This is a genomic window from Pseudenhygromyxa sp. WMMC2535, assembly GCF_011083025.2.
Genome location: NZ_JABJWV010000001.1, coordinates 6,039,057 through 6,051,707 on the forward strand (window position 1 = coordinate 6,039,057; position 12,651 = coordinate 6,051,707).

The 12,651-nt window shown below is 69.7% G+C and carries 10 protein-coding genes; 5 read left to right on the plus strand and 5 right to left on the minus strand.

Annotated features, from left to right (window positions below):
* Positions 1 to 108 precede the first annotated feature (108 nt).
* Together G6O69_RS23380 and G6O69_RS23385 are read left to right on the plus strand one after the other, a co-directional pair.
* Positions 109 to 3,048 carry a serine/threonine-protein kinase gene (locus tag G6O69_RS23380; RefSeq protein ID WP_172305731.1) on the plus strand — a complete coding sequence of 980 codons (2,940 nt, stop codon included), beginning with the start codon at positions 109 to 111 and terminating at the stop codon, positions 3,046 to 3,048.
* Positions 3,049 to 3,085: 37 nt separating this feature from the next.
* On the plus strand, positions 3,086 to 3,415 hold the full coding sequence (locus G6O69_RS23385) for a hypothetical protein (protein WP_172305732.1): 330 nt from the start codon (positions 3,086 to 3,088) through the stop codon (positions 3,413 to 3,415).
* Positions 3,416 to 3,490: 75 nt separating this feature from the next.
* On the opposite strand, the gene G6O69_RS23390 is transcribed toward G6O69_RS23385, so the two are convergent.
* Together G6O69_RS23390 and G6O69_RS42320 are read right to left on the minus strand one after the other, a co-directional pair.
* Positions 3,491 to 4,144: an RNA polymerase sigma factor gene (locus G6O69_RS23390; RefSeq protein WP_172305733.1), complete on the minus strand. Its 654-nt coding sequence runs from the start codon at positions 4,142 to 4,144 to the stop codon at positions 3,491 to 3,493.
* A gap of 34 nt (positions 4,145 to 4,178) precedes the next feature.
* Positions 4,179 to 6,143 (minus strand): response regulator, encoded by a 1,965-nt coding sequence (locus tag G6O69_RS42320; RefSeq protein WP_172305734.1) that lies wholly within the window; start codon positions 6,141 to 6,143, stop codon positions 4,179 to 4,181.
* Positions 6,144 to 6,296: 153 nt separating this feature from the next.
* On the opposite strand from G6O69_RS42320, the gene G6O69_RS23400 reads away from it, so the two are divergent.
* Complete coding sequence (locus G6O69_RS23400) at positions 6,297 to 7,502, plus strand: guanine deaminase (RefSeq protein ID WP_172305735.1); 1,206 nt, start codon at positions 6,297 to 6,299, stop codon at positions 7,500 to 7,502.
* A 266-nt stretch (positions 7,503 to 7,768) separates the two neighbouring features.
* Positions 7,769 to 8,443, plus strand: coding sequence for a hypothetical protein (locus G6O69_RS23405; RefSeq protein WP_172305736.1), 675 nt, complete (start codon positions 7,769 to 7,771; stop codon positions 8,441 to 8,443).
* 98 nt (positions 8,444 to 8,541) lie between these two features.
* Here G6O69_RS23405 and G6O69_RS23410 read toward each other — a convergent pair whose 3' ends face one another.
* The 3 genes from G6O69_RS23410 to G6O69_RS23420 all read right to left on the minus strand — a co-directional run bounded on the left by G6O69_RS23410 (position 8,542) and on the right by G6O69_RS23420 (position 10,744).
* Positions 8,542 to 8,883: a hypothetical protein gene (locus tag G6O69_RS23410; protein WP_172305737.1), complete on the minus strand. Its 342-nt coding sequence runs from the start codon at positions 8,881 to 8,883 to the stop codon at positions 8,542 to 8,544.
* Complete coding sequence (rpoZ, locus tag G6O69_RS39435; RefSeq protein ID WP_172305738.1) at positions 8,867 to 9,424, minus strand: DNA-directed RNA polymerase subunit omega; 558 nt, start codon at positions 9,422 to 9,424, stop codon at positions 8,867 to 8,869. Before rpoZ ends, G6O69_RS23410 begins: the two co-directional genes overlap by 17 nt.
* A gap of 237 nt (positions 9,425 to 9,661) precedes the next feature.
* Positions 9,662 to 10,744, minus strand: coding sequence for a hypothetical protein (locus tag G6O69_RS23420; RefSeq protein ID WP_172305739.1), 1,083 nt, complete (start codon positions 10,742 to 10,744; stop codon positions 9,662 to 9,664).
* A gap of 58 nt (positions 10,745 to 10,802) precedes the next feature.
* Between G6O69_RS23420 and G6O69_RS42325 the strand changes: the two genes are divergently transcribed.
* A complete protein-coding gene (locus tag G6O69_RS42325; protein WP_217909895.1) occupies positions 10,803 to 12,629 on the plus strand; it encodes a lysyl oxidase family protein in 1,827 nt (608 codons plus the stop codon).
* The last annotated feature ends 22 nt before the right edge of the window (positions 12,630 to 12,651 follow it).

Here is a 12,651-nt window from a genome sequence, read left to right on the forward strand (position 1 = left end):
CCAAATTACGCCCAGGCAGCGCCGATCTTGGGGAAGTGCGCCTGGGGCGTGATCGAAAAGGCAAACTTTCATGACGGATTTGTCCATCGCTGACACTACAGGGGGAGAGTGGACGGAGCAGCGCACAGCCAGGGCCTGGAAGCGTCGACCAACGACGGCTCGGTGAAGTCTCGCCTGTTTGGTACGGGCAACAGCAACGACCTGGTCAAGCAGATGATCAAGGCCCGCCTGCTCGCCGACCTCGGCCAGCCGACCGACGGCGACGAGACCCGCGAGCAGAGCGAGGTGATGACCGAGCCCTCGTCCGCCGGCAGCGTCGACGTCAAGCCGGTTCGCGTGGGTCGCTTCACGATCCTGCGCAAGCTCGGCCAGGGCGGGATGGGGGTGGTCTACGCGGCCTTCGACGAGCAGCTCGATCGCAAGATCGCCGTCAAGGTCCTGCGCGGGGACATCGGCAGCGACGAGCGCGGCCGGGCTCGGATGATGCGCGAGGCCCAGGCCCTCGCCCGCCTGTCCCACCCCAACGTCGTCCAGGTCCACGAGATCGGCGAGTTCCACGGCCACGACTACGTCGCCATGGAGTTCATCGAGGGGCGGACCTTGGACCGCTGGCTGGCCGCGCGCAGCCGCAGCTGGGAGGAGATCCTCGCGGTCATGGTCCAGGCCGGGCGCGGCCTGGCGGCGGCCCACGAGGCCGGGCTGATCCACCGCGACTTCAAGCCGGCGAACATCATGGTCGGCGAAGACGGCCGGGTCCGCGTCCTCGACTTCGGCCTCGCGCGGACCAGCGAGGAGTGCGAGACCAAAGACGCGCCGCAGCTGTCGACCCTCGACAACCACGGCGGCGAGCCGACCGACAACTCTGGGGACGAGCTCACGGTCGAGGCCTCCGGCTCCGGGGTCTCTGGCGTCTCCGGGCCGAGCGCCTTCGCCACGGTGTTGACGATGACGGGCGCCGTCTTGGGCACGCCGGCTTACATGGCGCCGGAGCAGCACCTCGGCCAGTCCACCTCCGCGGCCAGCGATCAGTTCTCGTTTTGCGTGGTGCTCTACGAGGCGCTCTTCGGCCACCGCCCCTACCGCGCCGAGACCCGCAGCGAGTACGTGCTGCGCGTGACCGCCGGTGAGTTCGAGGTCCCCAAGTCCAGCGGGGCGCCGCTGTGGCTGCGCAACGCCGTGCTGCGCGGCCTGAGCGTCGACCCCAGCGAGCGCTGGCCGTCGGTGCAAGCCATGCTCGTCGAGCTCGACCGCGACCGCGGCCGTCGCTGGCGGCGGGTGCTCGTGGCGGGCGGCTTGTTCGCGGCCCTGGGTCTGGGCCTGGCCCTGTCCGCCGGCGCCGAGCAGCCGCAGCGCTGCACCCTCGACCGCGAGGCCGTCGCCGGGAGCTGGGACTCGCAGCGCGAGACGATCGAAGCGCGCTTCGCCGGCACCGGCCTGGCCTACGCGAGCCCGGCCTTCGAGCACGTCGAGGACGTCCTCGACGGCTACATCGGCACGATCGCCGACGCCCGGCTGAGCACCTGTGAGGCGCGCTGGAGCGCGGGCTCGCAGGGCGACGCGGACTTCTCGCTGCGCCTGAGCTGCCTCGACCAGCGCGAGCGCGAGCTCGAGGCGGTGGTCGAGACCTTGGCCGACGCCGACGCCGACGTGGTCGTCAACAGCACGGCGCTGCTCTCGGGTCTCGGCGACGTCGGCCTGTGTGAGCGCGTCGACCTGATCGAGCGCGGCGTCCCGGTCCCGCGCGACGCCGAGGCCGTCGCGGAGATCGCCGCGCTGCGCCAGGACATCGCCCGGGGGCAGGCCGCCGTCGACGTTGGTCGCATGGCCCTGGCCGAGGACATCATCGCCGACGCGAAGGCGCGGGCGGATGCGCTGGACTATGCGCCGGTCCTGGCCGAGCTCTACCTGCTCGAGGGTCGCAAGGCCCGGCGAGAGCTCGACGGCGCCGAAGCGCGGCGCGCCCTCGGAGAGGCCTTGGCCCAGGCCCAAGTCGGCGACGACGAGCTGCTCGCCGCGAGCGCGTGGATTCAGCTCGCGGCCGTGGTCGCGGAGTCCGACGAGAGGGATAGCTGGCCATTGATCGCCAGCATGGCGGAGGCGTCCGTGGACCGCATCGGCGGCTCGCCACATCTGCGCGCCGAGCTGCACTGCGCCCTCGGGCTTCGCCTGCGCTACTTGGGCAAGCTCGACTCTGCTCGCGAGGCCTTCGATCGCGCCGTCGAGTTCGCCGAGCGTGCCGAGCCCTCGGCGATGCAGGGTCTAGCGAACTCACTGGCTACGCGCGCCTCCGTGCTGGTCGCTCTGGGGGAGGTCGAGGCTGCGCGCACGGACCTCGAGCGCGTGCTGGCCATGGGCGAAGAGTTCGGCTACTCGAGCCCCAAGCTGCTCGACGCCACCTTCGACCTCGGGGCCCTCGAGCTCGAGCAGGACGAACTCGACGCGGCCGAGCGCCACCTGCGGGTGGCGGCCACTGGCTACCAGGCGATCTTCGGGGCCGACTACCCGGGGCTCATCCACGCCAAGCTGGGGCTGACGGCCATCGCCTTGAAGCGTGGTCAGCTCGACGAGGCGCGCGAGCTGGCCGAGGCCGCGCTCGCTAAGGCCGAGGGCTACGGTGAGCGCGACTGGGCCCTGGACGGCCTCGCGGCTGTCGAGAGCGCCGCGGGTCGCCACGAGGTCGCCGAGGAGGCCGTGCGCGAGGCGATCGCGCTGTGTCGTGGCGCCGCGGTGCACGACGAGCTGCGCGTGGCCTACCTCGAGGGGCGCCTCGCCGCGATCTTGGCCGACGAGGGCGACTTCCAGGCCGCCCTCAGCAGCTATCAGACCGCCCTCGTCAGCTACCAGGCCGCCGAAGGGGTCTCGAGCCACGACCTGGCGGACCTGCACCTGGGGCTGGCCGAGGTCCACCTCGCTCGGGGCGAGCGCGCGCTCGCGCGGGCCTCCGTCGACGAGGCGCTCGCGCTGCTGCCCCAAGAATCTCCCAGCGAGAGCCTGCGCGCGCGCGTCCTCTTGGACCGCGTCCAGGCAGACACCGACCACCAAGACTGACTCGACCGCTCTGTCATCTGTCCACCGGAGAAGAACCGTGAACTACAACTTCACCGACGAAGCTCAACCCGCTCTCAGCACTCTCATCGACCCCACCGGAGCCTTGGAGCTCGAAGACGGCGACGTTCAAGGCAACCTGATCACCGACGCCTTCTCCGGGAGCGCGATCTCGGTGTCGATTCAGCCGCCCTCGGGTTGGTCGCTGGACTCCGTGACCTGGGTCGGCGGCGGCTCGGGGACCTTCCTCGTGCCGGATCCCGGCACCGAGACCAGCCATCGCTTCACCTACACCGTCACGCGCGACGAGGACAGCCTGTCGAGCTCCGGCAGCTTCAAGATCAAGCGCCAGAGTGGCACCGGCGGCTGAGCGATCGAAGCTGGATCACTGCGAAGGACGAGCTCCCACTCGGTATGAGTGAGAGCTCGTTTTTGCGTGTCTGGATCAGGTCGTCGCCGGCGACTCGTCGTCCTTCTTGACGCGCGTATGGATCGAGCGCACCCAGGCCTCGAGATCTGCCAGCGTGCTCTGGAGCTCCTCGGGGTTGCGGGCCAAGATCCGCATCTGTCGCTGAAGCAGCTCCTTGCCTTTTCTGATCCGGCTGCGGACCGTGTTCTCGGGCAGCTCGACGATGTCGGCGATCGCCCCGCCGGAGAGCTCCTCCCAGTAGTAGAGCTCGAGCACGGTCTGATACTCCACGGGGATCCGCCGCAGGGCCTCGAGCAGCAGCTGTTGCTCGCGCTGGGCTCGAAACAGAGTGCTCGGCCCCGGGGCGAGATCGCAGGCGCTGACCTCCGTGAACTCGAGGCGCGAGCGGTCGCGCTTGCGGGCGCGAAAGTGTGCCAACAGCAGGTTGTTGGCGATGCCGAACAGGTAGGTGCGGAAGCTGGACTCGGCGCGGAATCGCTCGCGGCCCTTGAGCGCGGCCTCGAAGGTCGCCTGCACGAGGTCCTCGTAGCCCTCCATGACCTTGTTGCGGAAGAAGCGGTCGATGGCGTCGAAGTGGCGTTCGAACAGCTCCGAGGCCGCCCGGCCGTCGCCCCGAGTCCACGCGTCGAAGAGCTCGAGGTCGGTCTTTTGCTCGAAGCGCCAGCTCACGCCGCTACGCTAGCACGCTCGCGTGCGCGAGGAGCTAGTCACGCGCGGGGTGCCAGCGAGAGGCCGAAGAGGGGCCCGGGGGCCCCTTCGCTGATGCCGCAGGGGCAGGGGGCGTCAGCTCGGCGACGAGGTTGACCAGATCGCGCGGGCTCCATGGTTTGTGCAGGACGGCGTCCACGCCGAGCTCGCGCAGGCGCTTGGAGCCCGCGTCCTCGGCGTAGCCCGTGGACAGGATCGCCGGGATCTCCGGGCCATACTTGCGGATCTCGGCGAGCAGCTCGAGGCCGTTGAGCCCTGGCATCGAGCGATCGACGACGATCAGGTCGACGCGCTGGAGGTTGGCCATGAACATGCGCAGGCCCTCGTCGCCGTCGGAGGCGAGCATGACCTGGTGCCCGGCGGCCTCGAGGACCTCGCCGGCGAGCTCGCGGACCATCAGCTCGTCGTCGACGATCAGCACGACCCCGGGGCCGTCGGCGCGCGGGACGATGACGCGCTTGGGCGGCTTGTCCTCGATGCGGGGCTGAAGGTCGTGGGCGGTGGGCAGGCGGATCCGCGGGCGGGGGGCGGCGGACTCGGCCTTGGCCTCGGCGAGGGTCTCGGCGTCGGGGCAGGGCAGGAGCACGCGGAAGCTGGTCCCGTGGCCGCGGGTGCTCTCGACCTCGATGTCGCCGCCGTGGCTGCGGATGATGCCCAGCACCGCGGCCAGACCGAGGCCGTGGCCCGTGGGTTTGGTGGTGTAGAAGGGGTCGAAGATCGAGCCGAGCTTGGCCGGATCGACGCCGCAGCCCTCGTCGCGGACCTCGATCAGCGCCGCCGGGCGACCCTCGGTCATGGTGCTGAGCACGCCGTGGTCGCTGGGCTCGCGTTTGGGCCCGAGGGGGCTACAGCGCACCCAGACCCGCCCGCGGCGGCCCTCGAGGGCCTCGGAGGCGTTGGTGATCAGGTTCATGACCACCTGCTGGATCTGGATCGGATCTCCGGCGATCTGCGGGGTGTCCTGGTCGAGCTCGAGGATCAGCTCGGTCTTCTTGTCGAGGCCAGGGCTGACGAGCTCGACGACGTCACCGACGAGCGCGCGGACGTCGATCGCGCCGGTCCGGGTCTGGGCGCGGCCGGCGTAGGCGAGCATCTGCTCGACCAGCCCCGCCGCCCGGCGGGAGCTGTTGACGATCGCCGCGATGCGCTTGCGCTGGCGGGCGTCGGCCAGCTCGTCTTCGAGGATGCTGGCGTTGCCGAGGATCGCCGCGAGGATGTTGTTGAAGTCGTGGGCGATGCCGCCGGCGAGCATGCCGACGGTCTCGAGCTTCTGGGCGTGGCGGACCTGCTCCTCGAGCTGCTCGCGCTCACGCTCGCGGCGCTCGGCGGACAGCTCCCACAGGAAGCTCATCACGCTGATGAAGAGCAGCGCGAGCATCAAGTTGAGCCAGCGAAACAGCCCGCTCCCGTCGGCGCCGCTGCTCTCTGGTGACGTGCCGAGCAGATCGAGCAGCCAAAAGCTGCTCAGCAACACCCCGCAGATCGCGGCCACGGCCAGGGTCCAGCGCGCCCCGAGCAGGAAGCTGGCGATCATCGGGATGAGCAGGAACCACACCGCGACGATCGAGCCGAGGCCGCCGAGGAAGTAGGTGGGCACGAAGCAGCCCACGCAGGCGAAGAGCAGGACCCACGCCCCGGCGGCGTCGGGCGAGCCCGTCCAGCGCAGCAGCAGGGGGGCGACGCCGATGCTCAGGGCGATCAGCACGAGGCCGAGGGTGCTGGCGGCCGAGGGCATGCTTCCGACCAGCCCGGTGATCGCCGGGCCGAGGATGATCAGGATCAGCAGGGGAGTGGTGAGCACCAAGGTCGTCGCACGGGCGACGGCGGTGGGTCCGCGTTGGCGGACCTCCTCGGTGACGAACCACTGACTCCAGCGGGTGATCCGTGCCCACAGGCCAGGCAGCGAGAGTCCCCGGGCGATCGGGATGGCCTCATGCTGTGCCGTCCAGCGGCGGGTCACAGACTCGGGCTGGCGTGATTCGCGCTTGTTCCCCGCGGACGCCACACGATCCGATATGCCCACCTCGCCGGGGTCCGTGCAAGCGCCGTGTCGACAACAGCCTGAAAAACCTCAAAAGCTGCTCCAAATCGCGCCTTGCGCTAGCCTTGGGGGGTGCCGGTATTCCGTGCGCGTGTTTTGAGTCCAGTCGGTCCGCGCGAAATCGACTACTGGGAGGACGGCGTCGTCGTCGTCGAGGACCAGTGGATCACCGAGGTCGGGCCCTATGACGGCCTGCCCATCGATGAAGATCTGCGCCCAGGCCTGCTCACGCCGGGTTTCGTCGACGGTCACGTCCACTTCCCGCAGGCGCGGATCGTGGGCGCGGCCTCGGGCCCGCTGCTGCGCTGGCTGGAGCGCTCCGTCTTCCCCGAGGAGGCGCGCTTCGCCGACGTCGAGTATGCGTCGGCGGTCGCGCGGGAGTTTTGCGACGCCCTCGCGCGCGCAGGCACGACCCTGGCGCTCATCTACGGCTCGGTACACGCCGAGGCCTGCCAGTGTCTGCTCGAGGAGCTCGACCGCCGCGGCCTGCGGGCGATCGTCGGCCCGGTGCTGATGGACCAGGGCGCGCCGCCCGAGCTCCTGCGGCCCAAGGAGCGGGCGCTGGCGGATCTCGCGGCGCTGGAGGAGCGCTGGCGAGATCACCCGCGCCTGAAGATCGCGGTGATCCCTCGCTTCGCCCTGAGCTGCTCCGAAGAGATGATGCGCGCGGCGGCGGCGCTGGCCAGCGAGCGCGGGCTGTGGGTCAGCACGCACATCTCCGAGAACCTCGAGGAGTGCCAGCTCACCCGGGATCGCTTCTCCGCGCCGGACTACTTGGAGGTCTACGAGCGCGTCGGTCTGATCCACGAGCGCACGGTCTTGGCCCACTGCATCCACCTCAGCGCGGGCGAGTGGGATCGCGTGGCTGGGGCGGGCAGCGTGGTCGCCCACTGCCCGGACTCGAACGCCTTCTTGGGCAGCGGCTCCATGCCGATCGCCGAGGCGCTCTCGCGGGAGGTGCCCCTGACCCTGGGCAGCGACGTGGCCGCCGGACGCAGCCTGCGGATCCCCACGGCCATGGCCTACGCCCACGACAACGGCCTGCGGACCAACGAGCGCCTCGATCCGCGTCAGCTGCTGTGGTGGGGCACCCGCGGCGGCGCGCAGGCGCTGGGCCACGATCAGGTGGGGGCGCTGCGCGTGGGCATGGTCGCGGACATGGTCCTGCACGCGCTGCCCGAGCGTATCCAGGGAGAAGAGGCCGTGCTCGCGTCGCTGCTCTTCGACGGTGATCGCCCGGCACCGCTGCGGACCTGGGTCGGCGGCCGCGAGCTCTGAGCTCGTTGGAGACGACCGTGACACCACACCACACCACGCCACGCCACGAGCCGTGGTAGGTGTCATGAAAACTATCTCCACGGTTTGTGGTTCTCGCATTCTCACGTCACGAGAATCGACATGCACCGCACACTAGAGACAAGAGCCTCGGGGGCCTACATTCGTGGCTCAGAGGGAGCTGTGCGCCGGGCTCACGAACGAGTAGGCGGCGACGCCCGACCTGCGGTCAGTTGTGGGATCTGAGCGAAGTCCCCCATAGTGGGCCCATGGAACCATCGTATTCCCCATTCTCGCTGCTTCGCTCCATCGGGGCAGGGCTCCTGACCTTGGCCTGTGTGGTTGGATGTGACGTCGAGCCCGACGGCGCTCTGGCGACGGATGATCTGCTGCGCTCGCTTCCTCCGGAGGACGGCCTCTCGGTGAGCGAGTCGCTCCTGGTCCTCGATGATGCCCCGGGCTACGTACCCTGGGGCGTCGAAAGCTTCGAGCCCGAGATCTTCATCTCGCGCACCGAGTTCATCTGCTGTGATCTCGATGGTTCGCGCAAGGTCCTCCGCGGGATGATGTGTGACCTCATGATGGGCACCCAATTGCCCACCAGCCAATGTTCCGACACGTGCTGCGAGTACAGCGAGGAGCGAGCGTGGCGCAGCACAGTGGACTGCCTCAATGGTGGCGGCACCGCTGTGTCCAGTGACTGGTGCCAGGAGTGTTCCAGCGCGATGTGGACCCTGTGTCCCGGGACCGACTACGCGTCGACCGGACAGTGCAACCCCAACGGGACCGACTGCTCCGACTTTGACGATCCCTCGATCATCGCGGGCGACTACGACTGCGACGGGATCATCGACAGCTGCGTGATCTGCCCGCCCGGGACCATAGCGAAGGACGCTGACGGCGACGGGTGTGAAGAGCTGTGTGACTGCGAGCCGCCGATTTGATCCGGGGGCTCAATCTCGCGCCCGCGGTCATCGCTGTGTCGACTCGACGAGCTCGTGGGGCGGGCGAGCTCGCGTATTGCTCGGCTCGAAGCTGAGCTCTAGAGAGCGTCGAGGCGAGCGCCCTCGGGACGGTCCTGCGTTGGGGCGGCGCTGTCGGGCTGGCGGTGCTCGGCAGGGGTGTCGGGTTGAGCGTGCTCGGTCGCGCTGTCGGGCTGAGCGTGCTCGGGCGGCGTCTCGGAGTGCTCGGGCTGCGGCTCGTCAGCCGGCGCGTCCTCGGGCCCGGACTGCTTGTCGGGTGGGGGCGCGTCGTCGGGCAGCGGCTCGGCGAGCACGGGAGGGGGCGGACGTGGAAAACGGGCTGGCGGCGCCCGATCGGCGCATGCCAGCCCGCCCGAGACGAGAACGAGTATGAGCAGCAGGCGCTCAGTCGTCGTCGTCATCGTCATCATCATCGTCGTCGTCGTCGTCCCCGTCGATGTCTTCGAGCACCGAGGGATCGACGTCGTCGCCGCTGATGTCGTCGTCCATGTCGTCCGAACTGTCGTCGTCGCTGTCCGAGTCGCTGTCGTCCGAGTCGCCCTCGTCCGAGTCGTCGTCGTCATCGTCGTCGTCGTCGTCGTCCTGGAGCTTGTCGGGATCGGAGGACAGCTCCTTGACGTCGTCGTCCTCATCCTCGTCCTCGTCGTCGCTGCTGCTGAACGACGCGGCGTCGATGAAGGTGGCGTCGTTACCCGAGGCCGCGAGCAGCTGCGCGCGCTGCTCCTCGATGTAGCCGGCGATCGTCTCCTCGACGTTCTCGGTGTAGCGGACCAGGGACTTGGCGATCTCGCGCAGCGCGACCACGCCGACCTTGTTGTCGCTCTCGACCTGGGCAGAACCCTTGCCCTCGCTCAGCGCGCGAGCGCGGCGGGATCCGAGTACGGTGAGGGCGAAGCGGTTGGGGACCTGCTCCAGACAATCTTCGACGGTGACGCGTGCCATCGGGAGCGCGGAGTATGGGTGGCGGACGGAGGAATGTCCACCGCGGCCAAACGAACACGAGGCCCGCCGTTGGCGAGCCTCGCTGAAGGGTCGGACCTGCCGGTCGACGTGGGATCTCCCCCAAGCGCCCACGCCGACCGGCGGTATCCGGGACCACCGCCGGCTTTCGAGTGAGTGTTCTCTCTGCCTGGCGATGGCTGGCTTTTCTCGTTGGGTCTGGCAGCTTGGACACCGGCTTTACGGATCTTTCCGGCGCCAGAGAAAAAGACTCGCCAAGAATATGAGCGCGCCAGAGCCCCGGCCCGGACCGGTCGAGAGCGCGCAGCCCCCGGGTGCCACGGGGTCCTCGCTGCCGGCCTCGTCCTCCGAATTTGGGCCGCTTTCGCTACTTTCGCCGGGACAGTTGCCCGTGCAGGACAGTACGGCGAGCGCGCTTGGGGCGTGGGCCACGGTCTCCCGGCCGGCGGCGTCGACCAGGCGCGCGCGGATCAGGATCTCGAGATCCTCGGCGGCGAGGGGAGGGACCCAGGAGATCTCGAGCGCACCGCGGGCAGTCACGGGGATCTCGTCGATGGGCTGCCAGTTCAGCTTCGGTGCGAAGGCGGCCCACTCGAGATGCAGCGTCGCCGGTGTCTGCGCGTCCACGCAGCCGTCGAGCTCGGCAGCCACGCCGGCCGTGACGAGCTGCTCGCGCGCGCTCAGGGCGAGGGCCGGCAAATCCTGCTGGGGGTCCTCCGGGTCGTCGATGATCTTCACGAAGCCCGCGCGGGGAGACCACAGGTTGAAGGCCGGCTCGAAGGTGTAGCCGGCGACGTTCCAAACGCCGACCGAGGCGCCGCTCGTGTCCCAGTCCACGCCCTGGGCGGCCTGCGCGAAGGTGATGGGGCGGCGGGCGTCGTCGGGGGTGATCCGCAAGGCACAGCTCGCCCACTCGCCGAGCTCGAGGATCTCCGAGGTGGGGACGCTGCCGACCTCGATGAGTCCGGCCGCCTCCGCGCGGGCGACGTCGCTGGCGGTGATCCACTCGGGGAGGAGCGCCGTCTGGGGGCGCTGGCGGCACAGCGCGAAGAACTGGTGGGTGCGGCTGTCGGCGAGCTCGTCGGCGGTCAGCGCCGTGTCCTCGGCGGGGATCGAGTATGGAAGGTGGACCAGGGGCGTCTCGCTGCGGTCCACGATCAGCCCGCAGGCTGGGCTGGGCTCCCAGAGCACCGGGGTGCGGACGTGGGCCTCGTTTCCGGCCAGGGCGCGACCTGGGGCGAGGGTCGCCGTCGCCAGGCCAGCGGCGATGGCGAGCGAGGCGGCGATCGTTGCGCGGCGCACGAGCTGCGAGCATAGCAAGGTGGTTTGGGTGAGGGCCTGCTTGTGGCAGCCTGGGATCGTGACGGGCCGCGGCCAAGCCATTCGACTCGCGCTCGTGGGCGCGGCGCTGTTCGCCCTGGCCTGCCCCGCGGAGCCGGCCAGCGACGAGTCCGCGACGGGGACGGATAGCGCGAGCGAGGAGAGCTCCGAAGACACGGGTGGACCAGGCGCAGCCCCGGCCGCGCCGCGTCTGCTCAGCCCGGCCGACGGCGCCACGGATCTGCCGACCACCAGCGAGCTGTGCTGGGAGGCCGTCGAGGATCCCGAGGGCGTCCACACCATCGGCTACCGCGTCTGGATCGACGACGTCGAGCTCGTCGACGGCAAGCTCGGCGACTACGGCTTCGACTCGACCTGCACCGGCCCGCTCGATTTCCTGCAAGAGCGCGAGTACGCCTGGCGCGTACGGGCCTTCGAGTGGATCGAGGGCGAGCCCCAAAACGAGTCCGCCGACAGCGAGACCTGGCGCTTCACCACGGCCTGGGAGGGCGGCGCCAAGCCGGTGTTCTTCGACGACTTCAGCGAGGACCTGGGCTGGAGCGTGGACGGGGACGCGCTCGAGGGCGCGTGGGTCCGCGGGACGCCGGAGCAGGTCCACGTCGAGCAGGGCAACGAGGACAGCGAGCTCGCCCAGCCCGGGGCTTGCTTCGTCGGCGAGAGCTGCATGTTCACCGGGCACAACCCCGGCGACATCCTGGGCGAGGCCGACGTCGACGGCGGCGCCACGGTCCTGACCTCGCCGCCCTTCGACCCCGGCGACGCGACCAGCCTCAGCGTCTCTTTGGCCCGCTTCTTCCATCGCTCGGACCTCGTGCCCACGGGCCTGCGCCTCGAGGTCGCGCTCTTGGTCCCGGACGAGGACGCTCCCGAGGGCGTCGCCGTCCACGTGCTCGAGGCCCTCGACGGCGGCCCCGAGGCCGAGCCCGCCAACAGCTGGGAGGTCGTCACCTTTCCCGCCTGCGGCGTGGATCTGCGCCCGGGCACGCGGCTGCGGATCACCGCCAGCGACCTCAGCTCACCCGACGCCGAGATTGTCGAGGCGGCCATCGACCAGGTCCGCGTCGAGGGCTACCCGGACATGGATGTCTGCGCCCCCGGCCTCGGGGCGCTATGCGATCCCGATGATCCCGATCCCGCCTGCGGATCCGAGCTCCTGTGCTGCGCCGAAGGTCCGATCTTTCAAGGCACCTACCGCTGCGCCGCCGCCGAGCGGGCGATCGGGGACACCCCGCCCGCCGCTCCCGGCGAGCCCTTCAGCGGCGAGCTCGGCTGCCCCGCCCCCGACCTCGAGCTGCGCGACGACATCAACGTCTACACCCAGAACATCTGGGTCGCCCCCGACGCCTGCACCCTCTACGAAGCTTGCGTCGGCGGCAGCGGCTGGCGGCGGATCCTGAGCTTCGACACCAAGGCCGCCAACGTCGGCGCCGCCGACCTGGTCATGGGCATCCCCGCCAACCACCTCGACCTCTACACCTACTCCGCCTGCCACGAGCACTACCACTTCGACGACTACGCCAGCTATGAGCTCCTCGCCGGCGACGAGCTCGTCGCCTCCGGCCACAAGCAGGCCTACTGCCTGCTCGACTTCGAGAGCTGGGCCTGGCCCGAGCTCACCCCCGACGACGCCGACTTCTCCTGCGTCAACCAGGGCATCAGCGTGGGCTGGTCCGATACCTACCAGGCAGGCCTGGACTGCCAGTGGATCGACATCACCGACGTCGACCCAGGCGAGTACACCCTGCACGTCGAGGTCAACTTGCCCCCGCCAGACAAGGCGCACCCCATGCTCGTCGAGCGCCGCTACGACAACAACGTCCTCGACATGCAGGTCATCATCGACTGACCCCCCAAAAAAGCCGCGAGAC

Coding starts and splice junctions, on each gene's coding strand:
- rpoZ (WP_172305738.1), bottom strand. CDS start 9,424: ATGGCACGCGTCACCGTCGAAGATTGTCTGGAGCAGGTCCCCAACCGC.
- G6O69_RS23410 (WP_172305737.1), bottom strand. CDS start 8,883: ATGACGACGACGACTGAGCGCCTGCTGCTCATACTCGTTCTCGTCTCG.
- G6O69_RS23405 (WP_172305736.1), top strand. CDS start 7,769: ATGGAACCATCGTATTCCCCATTCTCGCTGCTTCGCTCCATCGGGGCA.